Origin of the sequence: Bacillus sp. FSL H8-0492 (assembly GCF_038006145.1) — a bacterium.
Classification (GTDB): Bacteria; Bacillota; Bacilli; order Bacillales; family Bacillaceae_G; genus Bacillus_A; species Bacillus_A mycoides.
Map to the genome: position 1 here is coordinate 4,221,880 of NZ_JBBOUP010000001.1, position 16,374 is coordinate 4,238,253.

General features: G+C 33.3%; 20 protein-coding genes and 2 pseudogenes. 9 read left to right on the forward strand and 13 right to left on the reverse strand.

From position 1 onward, the window contains the following. Nucleotides 1-4: 4 nt before the first annotated feature. Both MHH66_RS21665 and MHH66_RS21670 read right to left on the reverse strand, forming a co-directional pair. A pseudogene (locus MHH66_RS21665) lies at nucleotides 5-259 on the reverse strand (hypothetical protein); the annotation flags it as partial. Nucleotides 260-300: 41 nt separating this feature from the next. After that, a complete protein-coding gene (locus MHH66_RS21670) occupies nucleotides 301-918 on the reverse strand; it encodes a VanZ family protein (protein WP_064774543.1) in 618 nt (205 codons plus the stop codon). Between the two features lie 244 nt (nucleotides 919-1,162). Between MHH66_RS21670 and MHH66_RS21675 the strand changes: the two are divergent. From MHH66_RS21675 to MHH66_RS21690, 4 genes and pseudogenes are all read left to right on the forward strand, one after another. Next, nucleotides 1,163-1,264: pseudogene (locus tag MHH66_RS21675) on the forward strand (TetR family transcriptional regulator); the annotation flags it as partial. A 175-nt stretch (nucleotides 1,265-1,439) separates the two neighbouring features. Then, nucleotides 1,440-1,751, forward strand: a complete 312-nt coding sequence (locus tag MHH66_RS21680; RefSeq protein WP_000433545.1) for an ArsR/SmtB family transcription factor — start codon at nucleotides 1,440-1,442, stop codon at nucleotides 1,749-1,751. Between the two features lie 292 nt (nucleotides 1,752-2,043). After that, the gene (locus MHH66_RS21685) at nucleotides 2,044-3,219 is read left to right on the forward strand and encodes an MFS transporter (protein WP_078184588.1); all 1,176 of its coding nucleotides are present in this window, start codon (nucleotides 2,044-2,046) and stop codon (nucleotides 3,217-3,219) included. Nucleotides 3,220-3,863: 644 nt separating this feature from the next. Beyond that, entirely contained in the window at nucleotides 3,864-3,965 is a 102-nt protein-coding gene (locus MHH66_RS21690) for a YjcZ family sporulation protein (RefSeq protein WP_000505688.1), read from the forward strand. A 122-nt stretch (nucleotides 3,966-4,087) separates the two neighbouring features. Here the strand turns inward: MHH66_RS21690 and MHH66_RS21695 are convergent, their stop codons facing one another. The 6 genes from MHH66_RS21695 to licT form a co-directional block, all read right to left on the reverse strand. Continuing rightward, entirely contained in the window at nucleotides 4,088-4,459 is a 372-nt protein-coding gene (locus tag MHH66_RS21695) for an ATP synthase subunit I (protein ID WP_078184587.1), read from the reverse strand. Between the two features lie 39 nt (nucleotides 4,460-4,498). Beyond that, the gene (gene pssA / locus MHH66_RS21700; RefSeq protein ID WP_078184586.1) at nucleotides 4,499-5,083 is read right to left on the reverse strand and encodes a CDP-diacylglycerol--serine O-phosphatidyltransferase; all 585 of its coding nucleotides are present in this window, start codon (nucleotides 5,081-5,083) and stop codon (nucleotides 4,499-4,501) included. Then, nucleotides 5,076-5,534: a MarR family winged helix-turn-helix transcriptional regulator gene (locus MHH66_RS21705; RefSeq protein ID WP_078184585.1), complete on the reverse strand. Its 459-nt coding sequence runs from the start codon at nucleotides 5,532-5,534 to the stop codon at nucleotides 5,076-5,078. Before MHH66_RS21705 ends, pssA begins: the two co-directional genes overlap by 8 nt. A 177-nt stretch (nucleotides 5,535-5,711) precedes the next feature. Then, on the reverse strand, nucleotides 5,712-7,148 hold the full coding sequence (locus tag MHH66_RS21710) for a 6-phospho-beta-glucosidase (protein ID WP_078184584.1): 1,437 nt from the start codon (nucleotides 7,146-7,148) through the stop codon (nucleotides 5,712-5,714). Between the two features lie 95 nt (nucleotides 7,149-7,243). Further along, nucleotides 7,244-9,136 carry a beta-glucoside-specific PTS transporter subunit IIABC gene (locus MHH66_RS21715; RefSeq protein ID WP_078184583.1) on the reverse strand — a complete coding sequence of 631 codons (1,893 nt, stop codon included), beginning with the start codon at nucleotides 9,134-9,136 and terminating at the stop codon, nucleotides 7,244-7,246. Nucleotides 9,137-9,280: 144 nt separating this feature from the next. Further along, complete coding sequence (gene licT, locus MHH66_RS21720) at nucleotides 9,281-10,129, reverse strand: BglG family transcription antiterminator LicT (RefSeq protein ID WP_078184582.1); 849 nt, start codon at nucleotides 10,127-10,129, stop codon at nucleotides 9,281-9,283. Nucleotides 10,130-10,553: 424 nt separating this feature from the next. Here licT and MHH66_RS21725 point away from each other — a divergent pair, with 424 nt between their 5' ends. Continuing rightward, nucleotides 10,554-10,709: a hypothetical protein gene (locus tag MHH66_RS21725; RefSeq protein ID WP_165689460.1), complete on the forward strand. Its 156-nt coding sequence runs from the start codon at nucleotides 10,554-10,556 to the stop codon at nucleotides 10,707-10,709. Nucleotides 10,710-10,888: 179 nt separating this feature from the next. Then, nucleotides 10,889-11,194: a hypothetical protein gene (locus MHH66_RS21730; RefSeq protein WP_078184581.1), complete on the forward strand. Its 306-nt coding sequence runs from the start codon at nucleotides 10,889-10,891 to the stop codon at nucleotides 11,192-11,194. A gap of 127 nt (nucleotides 11,195-11,321) precedes the next feature. Here MHH66_RS21730 and MHH66_RS21735 read toward each other — a convergent pair whose 3' ends face one another. After that, nucleotides 11,322-11,558: a hypothetical protein gene (locus MHH66_RS21735; RefSeq protein WP_002134711.1), complete on the reverse strand. Its 237-nt coding sequence runs from the start codon at nucleotides 11,556-11,558 to the stop codon at nucleotides 11,322-11,324. 200 nt (nucleotides 11,559-11,758) lie between these two features. On the opposite strand from MHH66_RS21735, the gene MHH66_RS21740 reads away from it, so the two are divergent. Beyond that, nucleotides 11,759-11,905: a YjcZ family sporulation protein gene (locus tag MHH66_RS21740; RefSeq protein ID WP_000540380.1), complete on the forward strand. Its 147-nt coding sequence runs from the start codon at nucleotides 11,759-11,761 to the stop codon at nucleotides 11,903-11,905. Nucleotides 11,906-12,233: 328 nt separating this feature from the next. Here the strand turns inward: MHH66_RS21740 and MHH66_RS21745 are convergent, their stop codons facing one another. From MHH66_RS21745 to MHH66_RS21760, 4 genes are all read right to left on the reverse strand, one after another. Then, entirely contained in the window at nucleotides 12,234-12,365 is a 132-nt protein-coding gene (locus MHH66_RS21745; RefSeq protein WP_060489082.1) for a type A2 lanthipeptide, read from the reverse strand. An 82-nt stretch (nucleotides 12,366-12,447) separates the two neighbouring features. Continuing rightward, the gene (locus MHH66_RS21750) at nucleotides 12,448-12,579 is read right to left on the reverse strand and encodes a type A2 lanthipeptide (protein ID WP_060489082.1); all 132 of its coding nucleotides are present in this window, start codon (nucleotides 12,577-12,579) and stop codon (nucleotides 12,448-12,450) included. Nucleotides 12,580-12,663: 84 nt separating this feature from the next. Next, a complete protein-coding gene (locus MHH66_RS21755) occupies nucleotides 12,664-12,795 on the reverse strand; it encodes a type A2 lanthipeptide (RefSeq protein ID WP_060489082.1) in 132 nt (43 codons plus the stop codon). An 84-nt stretch (nucleotides 12,796-12,879) separates the two neighbouring features. Then, nucleotides 12,880-13,011: a type A2 lanthipeptide gene (locus MHH66_RS21760; protein WP_060489082.1), complete on the reverse strand. Its 132-nt coding sequence runs from the start codon at nucleotides 13,009-13,011 to the stop codon at nucleotides 12,880-12,882. A gap of 544 nt (nucleotides 13,012-13,555) precedes the next feature. Between MHH66_RS21760 and MHH66_RS21765 the strand changes: the two genes are divergently transcribed. After that, nucleotides 13,556-14,311: an ABC transporter ATP-binding protein gene (locus MHH66_RS21765; protein WP_060489079.1), complete on the forward strand. Its 756-nt coding sequence runs from the start codon at nucleotides 13,556-13,558 to the stop codon at nucleotides 14,309-14,311. A 23-nt stretch (nucleotides 14,312-14,334) separates the two neighbouring features. Continuing rightward, a complete protein-coding gene (locus tag MHH66_RS21770) occupies nucleotides 14,335-16,305 on the forward strand; it encodes an FtsX-like permease family protein (protein ID WP_078184580.1) in 1,971 nt (656 codons plus the stop codon). Nucleotides 16,306-16,374: the final 69 nt, after the last annotated feature.

Consider the following 16,374-nt stretch of genomic DNA (forward strand, 5'->3'; position numbering starts at 1 on the left):
AAATTCATTTTCTTACATCAATAGTTAGCTCATCTGTAATCTGCTCAAGATGAAAAAATCTTTTTATATAATGGATATGTGACCACTTTTCTTCCCCGCCAATAATAAATAATTCTTGCGCATCATACATAAATGAAAAGCTTGGATAGAAACTGTCAGCCTTTAATCCAATCTCACCAGTATTATTGCTGATAATCTTACAGTCCGCTGAATAACTTAATAACGTATAGAGAGAATCTTGTGCTGATTGGAAGAAATACTAGAATCATTTTATAAACGAGGTCGTATCTCATTGGATGATTACAGGTCTCCAGGATAATAAATTAACATCGCACCTACAAATGAACACACTAAACAAAAAATAGCCTCGTATTTTATGACTAGAGAAGAGTTGGTATCAAGCTTTTTTTCCTCTCTTTTACATATCATTTTGAATAAAACTCTATATATTACATACCCAACAATCGCCCCGAGGGTATTCGTAAATAAATCATCAATATCTGTAATTCTATTATTTAGTAATTGATTTAACTCAATTGCCAATGAAAAAAAGAATCCCGCACATACAGTGTTTTTCATTTTTCTAAACTGTGGCCAAATAGTCGGTAATAAAAAACCGAACGGCATAAACAGTACAATGTTCAAAAGATACGTAGTACTACCTGCCGTATCAAATAGAGTCAAATTAATTTGACTGACACGAATCCACGTTTCGTATCTACTTATATCCCATACAGTCGCGATTTGCGTCACCCCATATACTAGCGAAAGGTAGAATAGAAAAACATATACCCATAGAAAATGCCCAATAGATATATTTCTTTTCGCTTTAAAATAAAACCCAATTTGAAACACAATAAAAAAAATAATAGTAAAGAAATAAGTATACAAATAACTCATCAAAACTTCTGTATCCATGCAGAATCCCCTAACTTTACATTTTCATCTATGACTTTATCGTTTTTAGTATCCTTCTTGATGTAACTCATTTATAGGATAGGAAAAACTTTTAAAATAAAAAATGGGGTAAACATAAAATTTTTCTTAAATCTTCAGTTGGGTTTTATTATTACTCTTCTTAGGAATCCGCCATTGATAGCTAGGCAACAACATGCTTAAACCTAACAATATTATCATTTGCACACGAAAACCTCGTAGTGTTTTAACCGATGAAACATATATAAAATCATGTGAATCGTTTGTTCAGTTAAAACATGAAATTAAGAAATATATGACGTACTATAATCACTCTTGCTATCAATAGAATTTAAAGAAGATGACTCCTGTTTGCATACAGAAATCATCTTTTTTAGAATGTCCTTTACAAAAGGTACAGATCAAGAGCACCTCATTCCTATTTAAGGGGCTCACGTATACCTTCTCCCCTTAAAATCACCAAAACCCATTTACAAATCTATAAAAGTAGATATAATATCCTTATGGAACCTTTATTAATTTATAAAGCATTGTCAAATGAAACAAGATGTCAAATTTTATCATGGTTGAAAAATCCAGAAAACTATTTCGATGAAAAACCTTATCTAGAGCAAGGCCTTAACTTTCAAGTTGGAGTGTGTGTAGGAGATATCCAGCTTAAAACTGGCTTAGCCCAATCGGTTATTTCTAGTTATTTATTAACAATGAAAAAGGCAGGATTACTAGACTCTGACCGAATTGGAAAATGGACCTACTATCGCCGAAATGAAAAAACAATACGAGAGTTTTCTGAATACGTTCAAAACGAATTATAAAATGAAAGCTAATAATCAATCTACATATCAATTGATTGATTATTAGCTTTCACACATTCTGCTTTTTTACAGGTATCCAATTATTTTTTTATAAAATTGCACTACCTATAAAAGCAAGAAACATAGAAAGGAGAAAATTTTTTAACATATCATATCTAGTTATTTAGATATCTGTTATTGTATTTCGAATTACATAGTCCTGATAATATTGGCATCCAATCATACTTGTAATAATACTTCTTTGTTAATGAATTTACTTTCAAAATACTGATACGAATGGAGAGTTTTATAAATGAAAAAAGTAAATCCTTTACTTATTCTGACACTCGCAATAGGTGTGTTCGGAATTATTACTACCGAGATGGGTATTGTCGGCGTATTACCACAAATCACTGAAAAATTTGGAATTTCAACTACACAAGCTGGATTTTTAGTAAGTATATTTGCACTAGTTGTTGCTATTTCTGGTCCGTTTTTAATTCTGCTCGTCTCTAGTATTAATCGCAAAATAATTTTATTAACAGCAATTTTCATATTTGTTATTTCAAATATAATCTACGCTTATACAACACAATTTGAAATCATGCTTATTTTTCGTATTTTACCGGCAGCACTTCACCCACTCTTCTTTTCAATTGCTCTTGTAACAGCTGCTAAACTTGTCCCTCCAGAAAAGAGCGGTCAAGCAGTTACAAAAGTTTTCATGGGAATTACTGTTGGCTTTGCTTTAGGTGTACCACTAACCTCTTACCTTGCAGACCAATTTTCACTCGAAATGGCTTTCTTATTCGGAGCATTCGTTAACACTCTTGCATTCATTGGAATACTACTCCTACTTCCTTCTATGCCTGTTAAAGAAAAAATGTCTTTCGGCAAACAAATTCGTATACTCGGCAAACCAGGATTATGGTTAAATATTTTAACCGTCACATTCCTTTTTGCAGCCATGTTTTCCGTATACAGCTACTTCGCTGAGTACCTTGCAAAAGTAACTTCCATGAATGGATCTCTCATCAGTATCATGCTATTCATATTTGGTATAGTTATGATTTTAGGTAATCATTTATTTGGTGGTCTTCTGCAAAAAAGCATAATAAACACTGTAATATCATTCCCTATTCTATATTCTATTGTTTACATATTGGTTTATTATTTAGGTTCCTACCTTGTTCCAATGATTTTTATCGTATTCATTTGGGGAATCGTACATGCTGGTGGATTAATCGTTGGTCAAACATGGTTAATAAGCGAAGCTAAAGAAGCACCTGAATTTGGTAATAGCCTATTCGTTTCATTCTCAAATCTCGGAATTACTTTAGGAACAACTATTGGAGGCTGGTTCATTTCAAACTTAGGTATTCACCAGCTTATTTGGAGCGGATTCATTTTCACACTACTCTCATTTCTTTTAATTATAATAAAACTAAAATTTTTCAATTCTAATAGCCAAGCTTCATTATCAAGTTAGTACATTTTCAGTTTCAAATTTTATAAACTAAAAAGTATAATGATCAAAGCCTTTAGCCATAATTACGACTAAAGGCTTTTTTGTATATAAAGTGAAACTTTACTCAGTGGGGGGGGTTTTGTTCATCCCCCCACTGAGTATTAGCCTTCACCAATCAGGTTTTTACGGGCAGCAGGGCTCCAGCTGAATTTTGAGGTGGGAGTTTTACTGCCCACAAATAGCGGAATAAAAATAAATCTAAAAGGAGCTAATTTTATGGAACATAATCAAAATGGAGTACTTGCTTTAATTGTTTTGTTTTTAGGATTAGTATTTTTCGTTAGTGGAATGGTTTATCATTTATGGGGTTCTTATTAATTTCAACTTTTAGAAAGATAAATAATTTAAAAACTAAAACGTATATTGTAATTATCGATATGGCATATTTCCAAAAACAACTTAACATGGTAAAATAATATTTGGACGGGAGTCCAATATTATTAAAATCAAGATGGTTCAAGTCGGAGAAAGGCACCTTAGGGTGTCTTTTCTTTATTTTCAAAAGGACCTGCTCAATTATTGCGTAAAAAACATAAAGTAAATTGAATCCGTTAAAATACATGAGTGACCCCTTGTTTTCCCCTCTTATTAAAGGAGGAACTATTATGGGATTTGGTGGTAGTTGTAGTAGTTGTGGCGGCGGCTTTGCTTTACTAGTTGTATTGTTTATTTTATTGATCATTGTTGGAGCTTCTTGCTTCTGCTAAAAAACTATCGGAAAAGACACTCTTATATGGGTGTCTTTTCTTCATAATAAAAAGCTCTCCATAAAGGAAAGTTTTTAGGTTCATACATTCAAGTCATCCAAATTAGTTATTTACACAACACTTTATTTCTTCGCATCTCTCATTCTGTAATATCCTAAATTAATAATAATCAAGAAATACCCACCCATAATTCCAGCTGCAAATGTCCACATGAAATCATGGTGTTCAATTTCATACATAATAATCGCACCGAGTATCGCGGCTGCAAATCGATTCATCATTCCAAGCATTGGTGCTTTTTCTTTTTTTACAATACTATCTCCAAACTTTTCAATACGTCTTCCTAAAATCCAAACGCAGTACATGCTCACCAAAAGGCCAATGCTTATCCCTACAAAATGGGCTGGGAAAGGTGTTATAAACCATCCCAATAACATCACGCCTAGCAAACAATATATTTGTATGTTAAATGATCTTAGTGCCATACGAATCATGACGCACTCCTTTACCTCTCTCATTGTATTTACGTATCATCAATTCCATCTTTCAGACTCCAATTTTTCCGATATATCTTTTTTAAAATGAGGGAATTTGATTTTGCTCACCATTAAGTAAGCGAGTATGCATGTGCCAAACGCCACGGAAACTGGATTATTTAAAAAGCATAAAATGAGGAGACACATTGCCGCGAATGGGATTGGCATGCCGATAAATGTCGGAAGTTTGCTTTGCTGTGTATTAAATCTTGCAAGCCGAAGCATTCCGCAAATACTGTAAGCAAGCGCACATAGCATGCCGATCGACTGCAAATCTTTTAAAGCAACACTATATGCAAGAATAGACGGTGCCACACCAAAGGTCACTAAATCCGCAAATGAATCTAATTCCCCACCTATTTCCGAAACAGAATTAAGTTTCCGGGCAACCATGCCATCAAAAAAATCAAATAACATACCTGTAATAATAAAACCTACTGCCAAATACATATCGTGAACGAGAATAGCGTAAATAGCCAAAAGCCCACATACAAAATTTGCTATCGTAATCATATTTGGTATGTAACTCATAACATGCTTCTCCTCCTTTCTACTAATTGCTCCCTCTAAATTCTTACTCATTACAATCAAGATCCTTCTGTTTTTCTTCCAGTATCACTTTATTTATTTTCGTTAACGTATCCGTCATTTGCTCTAAAGCATTTATGTCGATTTTAGAAAAGTATTTCTCAATTAATACATCATCTAACTCAGACAACCGCTCTATATACTTACTACCATTTGGACCAAGTGTAAGGAAATACTCCCGTTTATTATTAGGATTTACTTGTTTCGAAATCATCTTCTGTTTTTCCAATTTAGATAAAACTTGGCTCACAGCACTTTTCGATATATTAAAAGTGCTCGCAATGTGATTTGCTGTCGTGTTTTCATTTAAATTGATATGAAATAGCATGCTCTCTTGCTGTCCTGTAAGACCGAACTCATCTTTCAATTCCTGAAATAGTAAAATGTAGAATTCATTATAGGCTCGGTTCATTTCATTAATTACTTCTTTATACGATCTAGTCATAGCATTCTTCCTCCACTCATGCTGTTTTTTCGTTTTAACATGTAGTTTAGTTTAGTTTAGTTAAGTTAACTAAACTATATTATACCTTTATGTTCGTGTAAAGGGAAATATAGCTCCATCCTTTACTTATCATTGTACAAAAAAGAAGACATCTTAATTGATGTCTTCTTCTACTTACTATTTCAGGCTCTCACCATTCGTCTCAATTACTTCTTTATACCAATTGAAACTGTTCTTTTTCGATCTTTTTAATGAACCTTTTCCTTCATTATCTTTATCAACGTATATATATCCGTAACGTTTTTTCATTTCTCCAGTAGAGGCACTTACAAGATCAATCGGTCCCCAGCTTGTATATCCGATAATATCTACCCCGTCTTGGATTGCTTCTGACATTTCCGTCATATGTTTTTGCAAGTAATCAATACGGTAGTCGTCGTTTACTTCGTCTTCAGCATTTAATTGATCAATTGCACCAAGACCATTTTCAACGACAAATAAAGGTTTTTGGTAACGATCGTAAAGCTGGTTCGCTGTAATACGGAAGCCTTTCGGATCAATTGTCCATCCCCACTCTGATTTTTCAAGATATGGGTTTTCAACAGAACCAAATACATTTCCGCTCGTTATACTTTTTAACACTTCGGGATCCGTACTTGTTGCTCTGCTAGCATAATAGCTAAAGCCAATATAATCAACGGTATACTCTTTCAAAATGGACTCATCTTCTTTTTCCATTTCAATCGTTAAACTATTATCTTTAAAGAATCGTTTCGCATATCCAGGATATTCTCCTCTTGCTTGTACATCAATGAAGAAGAATGATTCACGGTCTTGCTCCATCGCGCGTAGAACATCATCTGGATTACATGTATATGGATACGTCGCACCTGCAGCAAGCATACAACCAATCTTCGCATCTGGAATAATTTCATGACACGCTTTCACAGCTAAAGCACTTGCGACAAGTTGGTGATGCGCTGCTTGATATTGAATTTGTTTTTTGTTCTCACCTTCTTTAAATGCTAGCCCTGCTCCCATGAAAGGTAAATGTAAAAGCATATTAATTTCATTAAATGTCATCCAATATTTCACTTTATCTTTATATCTATTAAAAATCGTTTTTGCATACGTCTCAAAGAAATTGACAAGCTTTCTACTTCTCCAGCTTCCATACGTTTCTACTAAATGAACAGGAACATCAAAGTGAGCCATCGTAACGACTGGTTCAATGCCATACTTCAACAGTTCATCAAATAAATTATCATAAAACTTTAATCCTGCTTCATTTGGCTTTTCATCATCACCATTTGGGAAAATACGTGTCCATGCAATGGATACGCGTAACGCTTTAAATCCCATTTCTGCAAACAGCGCAATACCTTCTTTATAACGATGATAAAAATCAATTGCTTCATGTGATGGATAAAACTCCCCTTCTACCGGTGTAAATGAATGAATGTTTCCTTTCATAATGTCCCAACGGTTTTCACCAGTTGGTAATAGATCCACCGTCGTTAACCCTTTCCCGTCTTCTAAATATGCTCCTTCAACTTGATTGGCTGCAATCGCTCCACCCCATAAAAATCCTTTAGGAAAAATAACTTTAGACATATAGAAAAACTCCTTTATATAAGAATTAACGAGGAAAGGCATTACTATTTTTAAAAAATACCTTTCTTCGTTTAAACCTGTATGAAATGTAACTATTATTTAACTGCTAACTCTAGTAAAGAATCTCCTGCTTGAATCTTTTCTACTTCAGTTTTTTTAATGCTATATTTATCATAATTTGTAACAACAACTGGTGTTGTCACAATATAACCCGCCTTTTGAATTTCAGCTATATTAAACTCAATAAGTAATTGTCCTTTTTCTACTCTCACTCCTTGTTCAATATGTGAAGAGAAAAATTCACCATCTAGTTTTACAGTATCCATTCCAATATGGATTAAAATTTCAGCACCTGAATCCGCTGTAATTCCTACTGCATGATTCGTCGGGAAAAGTGCAGAAACCTTACCTGAAACCGGTGAAAACAACTTTCCTTCTGAAGGCTCAATCGCAACTCCTTCACCTAACGCACCTGATGCAAATGCAGCATCGTCAATATGTTCGAGCGGCTTTACAACACCGTTAAAAGGACTAAAGATTACTTCATCATCGTTTGATGCAGCTATTTTATCAATTGCTTCCGCTGTTTCTGTAGATGTTTGTTTTTTATTGGAACCAAATAAATAAGTAAGAACAAAACCTAGTATTAAGGAAACAACCATTGCAATAATTGCGCCCCAAAATCCAGCTGTAATCCCATCTTTAGGGCTAATAAATGTTGGAAGAGCAAATATTCCAAGACCACCTGTCATATAAGCTTGCGTACCGAATACGCCAAGTATTCCGCCGCCAATTCCTCCAGCAATACAACTCATAATAAACGGCTTTTTAAGAGGAAGTGTAATACCATAAATCGCCGGCTCTGTAACGCCGAAAATACCTGAAATAAAAGCTGGAATACTTAGCGTTTTTAATTTCTGATCTTTCGTTTTCATCCAAACGCCAAGAACAGCCCCAATTTGAGCAAATGAAGTAGCGAATATGAGCGCTAATATAGGATCGATACCGTGCACTGCTAAATTATTAAAGCCAATCGGAACAATTCCCCAATGAAGTCCGAAAATAACGAGTACTTGCCAGAAAGCACCAAGTACTATCCCTGCTACTAACGGGCTTAAGTTGTAAATCCAAAGTGTAGCCTGTCCTAAAAATTGTCCTGCCCACGTCGCAATTGGGCCAATAACAAGAAATGTGACTGGTACAACGATTAGCAATGTGAAGAACGGTACTAAAAATGTTTTCACAACATCCGGAATAACTTTCTTTAACGTTCTTTCTACTTTCGATCCAAAATAAGTAGCGAGAATAATTGGAATAACAGATGATGCATAATTCATTAAAATAACTGGTATTCCTAAAAACGTAATATGAATTGGTGATTCAAACATCGTTCCAGCAAATAGCGTATATAATGGTTCACTTGCTTTTAAACCTGATAAAGCTGGATAAACTAAAGCTCCCCCAATTGCCATACCAATGAAAGGCGATCCTCCAAATTTCTTACTTGCTGTATATCCTAGGAAGATTGGGAAGAAATAAAATAACGAATCGCCAACCGCATTTAATATTTGATACGTTCCTGACTGAGTACTTAACCAACCTAATGCTACAAATAGTGCATTAAAACCTTTAATCATCCCCGTTGCAGCCAGTACTCCTAAAATAGGAGTGAAAATGCTAGAAAGAATATCTATGAGACTACTCTTTCCTTTCTCACTATCAGCTTCTTCCTCTTTTTCCTGAAAGCCCCCGACCGTAACGACCGCCTTATACACATCGGATACATGGTTTCCAATAACAACTTGATACTGTCCACCGCTTTTCATAACAGTAACAACATCTTCCATATTTTTCAGTATTTCTGTATTTGCTTTCCCCTCATCCTTTAATTGAAATCTTAAGCGAGTCACACAGTGAACAACACTATGTACATTTTCTTTTCCACCTACGTTTTTCAAAATATCCTTTGCTAATTTTTCATATTTCATAATAGGTTCCCCTCCTTATAACCATCCCATTTATCATTTATAAAAGAAAAAACCTAAACCAACCCTATCCGCGTGATATGTATTAACCACTCAAATAGAAATTAATTTAGGTTTTGCCTGCCAAACAGTAACAATCCCGTTTATTCAATTACATAATTCATTGCGTTTCGTTACACGATGAATGTGCAACGTTACATACACTTTTTCATCTTTTGAAAGATGACTATTATGCGCTTTTCGTAAGTATGCTTCAATTTTTTCTGTACAACAATATGCTTCATGATACTTACTTTTCACTTGCTCATATAAAAAATCATCATCTGCCGAATTTAATTCCTTCTGCATTAAACGCTGAGCAAAATATCGTAAATGCGTTACAAACCGACTATAATTAAATGAATTTTCATCTAAGTTCATCTTATAGTGGTACTTAACAACATTTAAAATATCTTGGACGATCTTCGTCATCGCCACCGTTTGCTGCATCGCCGGCTCTCCTTGCTGCGCATTAACAAAATGTAGTGCAATTGATCCTGCTTCATCTTCAGAAAGTCTAAGCCCAGTCTCTTCTTCAATGATGTTCAAAGCTTGTAGACCAATTTCAAACTCTTTCTGATAGAATCTCTTAATCTCCCAAAGCAAAGTATTTTTAAGATCCATTCCTTCTTTATGCCGAATTAAAGCGAAACTTAAGTGATCCGTTAATGTAAGATAAATATAATCACTTAAAGTCCCAGGCAAAACTGTCTTAGCAAACTGAATAATTCTCTCTGTAATCTCTAAATTTTCTACAGGAATTTCAGTTAGCAACCTAGCGAGTTTCTCTGATAATTCTCTTGTTTCTAGCACAAAGGTCTTTTCTATCTTAGATTCATCAATCGCATCGCCTACTTTTTTCTGAAATCCCAAACCTCTGCCCATAAGTACAACTTCTGTCTCATTATCCTTCATCGTACAAACAACATTGTTATTTAAGATTTTATGGATTCTCATATTGTTCCGCCTTCTTCTTCTTAAAGTCACAAAAGGTAATAAAAAAACCTAAACTGATTCCAAAAAACTACATCTGTAGCCTCCTTGGATCAATTTAGGTTTTGCCTGCCGAACAGTAACAATCCTTGTAATTATTAACTTACCTTTATTATACACAAGGGGTAAGCGTTTGCAATAATAAATTATTGAAATTTTTTTTACAAAGGAAAATATGACTAATCATTTTTCAATTCCTCATCAAATTCCATATAGACCCATTACTGGTTAAAATGTTATAATTAAATCACCCTACATAGTTACTCATAGTCAGACTGAGGAACTAGCGTCTTATTAAGCAATGCGCATAACTCAAATAAAAAGGACACTGTAAAGTGTCTTTTTTATTTACATTTATTTTTCATGTTAAACATCGGGGGATTTAATGATGGGTAATGTAATTTTCGAAAACATTGATACAGCCATAAAAAAAGTTTGGTTAGAAGATGAACAAGCAAGCAATGCGAAAGGAAAAGTAAGCGAGTTATATGCTTATTGGGACCAAGATAGTGATGAAACTGTTTGGAGTGTTATAGATCATTAAATATCTCTTTATAAAAAAACGGCAAACGAGTATCCAGTCGGAGAAATCCTTATTAAGTTTCCTTTTAATTCCAAAATCAATATAATAAGGTGCACCATTTTATACATATAAAGAAAAATATAGATTTATCAAATCATTATGGCACCCATAAAAGTACTTCTATTTTGGAGGAACACAATATGAACAAAAAGTTATTAACAACATTATTATGTAGCACATTCTTATTTGGATTATCCGCTTGCAGTTCACATGATGCCTCTAGCAGTAACACGAAAAACAAACAGGAGACTTCTAAAGAAACAAAGAATGATGAACTTAGCAACAAGGATCCTCAAAAAGAACTTCCCATCCATGGAGATTCTTCTGATGTATACATATCAATACGCTCTGCCGATTCATTAGATGTACCGAAAAATACGCAAGGATTAACTTTGAAAATTAATGGAGATATGCTGGATGAAGGGATCGAGTTAAAGGTGGAATAGTCAAAGAAAATACAAACCACCTATCACAACTTATACTAACATAACAAAAAGTACAGCCTCTGTATTAACTACAGTAGACTGTACTTTTTCATTTGTGATTTTGTATAACTCACTATAACAGGATTCCTTAGTTCTTTTGAGAAGATGCTCTCCAATCACGAAAAGATGTTGGAAACCCAGAATGTCCACGTTGCTTTGTAACAACTGGTTTCTCTTGAAGAGTAGCTGATTTCTCTTCAAGAATAGTTGGTTTTTCTTCAAGAATACTCAAAGCTGTTTGCATTTTCTCCAGCTGTTCTTTTAAAGCTTGCTGCTCAATCTTTAAATCCGTAAGTAAACGTAATATCATCTCAGAATTAGCCATAACGATCTCCTTTCCCCCAATGCACAGAATAAAATACCATATGTAATAAGCGGAATACTCGTGACAAAAATAAGTTCGTCAACTCTTTTAAAATACCGAGTACTTTTATTTTTTCAAAAGGACCTGCTCAAGTTTATCCGTAAAAACATAAAGTGATATAAATCCATTAATATATGGACTTTATGGAAGGAGGAGTTAATATGGGCTATGGTGGTAGTTGTGGAGGCTATGGTGGTAGTTGTGGTGGAGGCTGTGGTTTTGGCGGTGGATTCGCCTTACTTGTTGTGCTCTTTATCTTATTAATCATCGTTGGAGCTAGTTGTTGGGGCGGCGGATTCGGCTGCTAAGGAGAGGCACTCTTGAGAGTGTCTTTTTTTTGTGTTTTTTGATGTACAGCCATCCAGACAAACCGAGAAAGATGTACAAAGTCCCCCTCTAGAAAAGACATAATTGAAGAAATGATAAAAAACTTATCCTTTTTCATAGATACAAAGACTTAAAAGTGTCTAATCCTAATTAATGATATTATTCTTACAGGCGTTTCTTTTAAATCCTATCCCATCTTCTAAATATGCTCTCTCAACTTAATTCACTCTAATCTGCTTCACCTTATAAAAATCCTTCTGGAAAAGAATCTTAAGCATGCAAAAAACGCCTTTATAATTAAATTTCATTTTAGCAACATACAAATACGCTATTTGGGCAGTCATCTGTTACTGTACATAACCAACCGCAACCTGCTGCACCTGCTGCTTCTTGTAATTCCTCATCTGTTACTGTCATTACTACGCTTTTTAACTCTTCCATCTTTATTTCCCCCTTAAAATTTTATATAAGTTCAATAGTTTCGAATGAAATGATCGCAAGATTCATAATAAGTAACTTCAAATTAGCAACATACAAATACGCTATTTGGGCAGTCATCTGTTACTGTACATAACCAACCGCAACCTGCTGCACCTGCTGCTTCTTGTAATTCCTCATCTGTTACTGTCATTACTACACTTTTCAACTCTTCCATTCCCTCACCTCCTTTAATTTCTATATATAGGTTTTACAAATAAATAGGAATAAATCTTAATTTCCAGAATAAGCAAACCTCAAATTAGCAACATACAAACACGCTATTTGGGCAGTCATCTGTTACTGTACATAACCAACCGCAACCTGCTGCACCTGCTGCTTCTTGTAATTCTTCATCTGTTACCGTCATTACTACGCTTTTTAACTCTTCCATTTTTATTTCCCCCTTAAATTTAGAATACGTAATTTTATAAAAAAAACAAATAAATTCTAAATATTCAGAATAAAAACCCTCGAATTAGCAACATACAAATACACTATTTGGACAATCATCCGTTACTGTACATAACCAACCGCAACCTGCTGCACCTGCTGCTTCTTGTAATTCCTCATCTGTTACCGTCATTACTACACTTTTTAGCTCTTCCATTTTTTTCACCTCCTTTCTACGCTTCGTCCTTGCGAGATTCATTATACATCAAAATTTATACATTAAAAGTATTTTTTTCAATAAAATACTTTTAATACCAATTTCATATTCTACTACAAGTTGCGGAAACAAAGATGATCTTCAGAAAAAATAGAGCATGAGGTATGCGAATAAAACATTGCGCTTTTTACTCACGAACCTTTTGAGATTAAATTATAAACTTAATGTAGCAGTAGATTAAGAGGAGCGAGTATCATGAACGAATTACTTTTTACGCAAAATAAAAATCATAACATTCTCTCTTTTCAATCTTTTTCGCACTTGCGAGATTCATTACACATCAAAATTTATACATTAAAATCATTTTTTTCAAAAAAATACTTTTAATACCAATTAGTGATTCTAATGCAAGTTGTGAAAGTAAAGATGAACTAAATAAGAATAGAGCAAGGTATACGAATAGAATATTGCGTTTTTTACTCACGAATCTTTATATATTAACTCTTAAACTGAATGTAGTAATAATTTGAAAGGAGAAAGTATGATGAATGCATTAGTATCTGCAAAAAATGTGACAAAGATTTATCACAAAAATCAATTACCAGGACTTAATAAAGTATCTTTTGATATTAAAGCGGGCGAGTTTGTGGGTATTATGGGGGCTTCTGGATCTGGAAAAACGACTTTGTTAAATATCTTATCCACTATCGACACACCTACAGATGGTGATGTTTTTATAAACGGAGTCAATATCCAAACTCTTAACAACAATAAATCTGCAGATTTTAGGAAGGATTATTTAGGTTTTATTTTTCAGGAGTATTTCCTGCTTGATAGTTTAACAGTAAAAGAAAATATTGCCGTTCCACTTACTCTGTTAAAAAAATCCCCAAAGGAAATTGAATCAACAATAGAAAATTTAGCAAAGCGTTTTGGAATATTTGAGCAATTAGAAAAATACCCTAGTCAACTTTCTGGTGGACAAAAACAAAGAGTTGCAGCAGCCAGAGCTCTTGCGAAGCAGCCAAGTATCTTATTTGCAGATGAACCTACAGGCGCGTTAGATTCAAATTCTGCAACAGAACTACTCCAAAAATTAAAAGAGGTAAACGAGGAACTTCAAACTACAATTTTAATGGTTACTCATGATGCCTATGCAGCAAGTTTTTCAAGTAGAATTTTAATATTCAAGGATGGAAATATTATAAAAGAATTAAGAAGAAATGAACAAAATAGAAAAGAATTTTTTGAAGAGATTTTAAAGGAAATCTCTAAAATTGATGAAAATCGATATAACTAGGAGTATGAAAGGAAGGCAGGACTGTGGGATTATTTACAATAGCAAAAAAGAATTTAAAAAATAATTTTTCTTTCTATTCATTCTATTTCATATCAGTAGCTTTTGTATTAATGGTGTTTTTCTCCTTTATTTCTTTTTCCATGAACGACATTGTCATGGAAAAAATTTCGTCTGATGGTAGAGTAGAAACAATGTCCAAAACAGTGGCAATCTTTGTTATGGCATTTGTACTATTCTATATGTCATACTCTAATACTTTCTTTATGAAAAAAAGAATGAAAGAACTTGGAATTTATTCACTTTTAGGATACCGAAAATCAACAATGCTAAAACTGTTAACTTTTGAAAATATTATAATTTGTCTTGCTGCTCTTCTTGTAGGAATTGCTTTTGGTTCTATTGTCCATAAAGGAATTGTGGCAGCGATAATTACATTACTAAAATTACAAATCGATACTTCTAAAGTACCACTTATTAATCCTAATGCAGTACTATTCACTTTTACTTTTATTTTTGCTGTTCTTTCTGTGCTATCTTTATCAAACTGGATTATTCTTCGAAAGAGTTCTTTACTAAATTTAGTCCGCATGGAAAAGAAAGAAGAAAAGAAAGTGAAAATTAAAACAAGTTTTTCCTTACTAGGATTATTCTTGATTTTAATCGGTTATTACTTAGCTATAGATATTACAAGAGGAACTGAATCCCTGTGGAAAACAATTGGGTTTTCACCAATCGCTCTTCTAACAATGTTAAGTGTAATACTAGGGACGATCTTCTTTATTCATTCTTTTTTACCCTATGTTATTCAAAAGCTGAAGAAAAATAAAACATGGTTTTATAAGGAATCGAATATTATTATCATTCCAAACTTTATATTTAAAATCCGTTCAAAAGCAAAAACCTTAATTTTGTTAACCTTATTAACCGCAGGAACTTTAGCAATATTTAGTTCTACTCTACTGACACTTTACTATCCAGTTGCCGCTACAGAACGTATCGTGCCATCAGCTATTGAGTTTCCTTTGGAAGATAAAGAATTAACTAATAAGGCAATTAAAACTGTACAAGATACTTTTGGTAAAGAAAATACAAAATACACAGAAACAACTATTATCCACGGGGAATCTAATTCTACAAATTTACCTAAAGAATATAGTATAAAGAAGGAACACGGATTTGATCTTATCTCTGAATCAGCTTACAGGAAGTTAATACATATTCAAGATAAAAAAGTAGAGTTTGATAATTTAGCTAAAAATGAAAGCATTCTAGTAAAATATCGACCTGAAAAAGAAAATATAGATAAAGGGAAAATATATACTTTAAACTTAGCACCTACAACTAACGTAGATGTAAAAATAAAAGAGACTACATTACTTAATCCAATTGGCTTTGCAAATAGTGTAGGAACGCTTATTATTTCGGATCAACTTTATAAAGAAATAACAACTCTAGGACTTACAGAAAAAACTATAATAAGTTTTAATGGCGTAGATATGAGGGATAACAAAGAAGTTTATGAAAAATTAGCTCCACTGTTTAAAGATAATATTTATTTTACAAGTAGTTACCAAAAAAATGATTATATTATTCAACAGAACAGTTCAACATTCTTGCTCATTAGCTTTGTTACTATCATCTTTTTTATTGCAACAGGCAGTATCCTTTATTTTCATAACCTTTCAAGTACGATGGCAAATAAAAGTGAATTTATAATACTAAAAAGAATGGGATATAACAAGAAAAAGATAAAAAGAATAATAAGCAAAGAAATCTTCACATTATTTAGTATTCCCTATGTATTAGGATTAACACATAGTATTTTTGCATTAATAGCCTATAAAACAGCTTTAATGGATGATCTATTAGGGAAAAGCAGTGCCTTTGTATTACCTATTCTTTTTGCAGTAATTATTTTTACTGTCGTTTATATCGTTTATTATTTGTTAACAAAAAGAGCATGTTATAAAATTATATTTAATAAGAAAAATTAAAAAATCTACAGATAAAGCTGATGATAGTCAACAAACATCAGCTTTATCTGTATTTAATCTAGTAAAGGC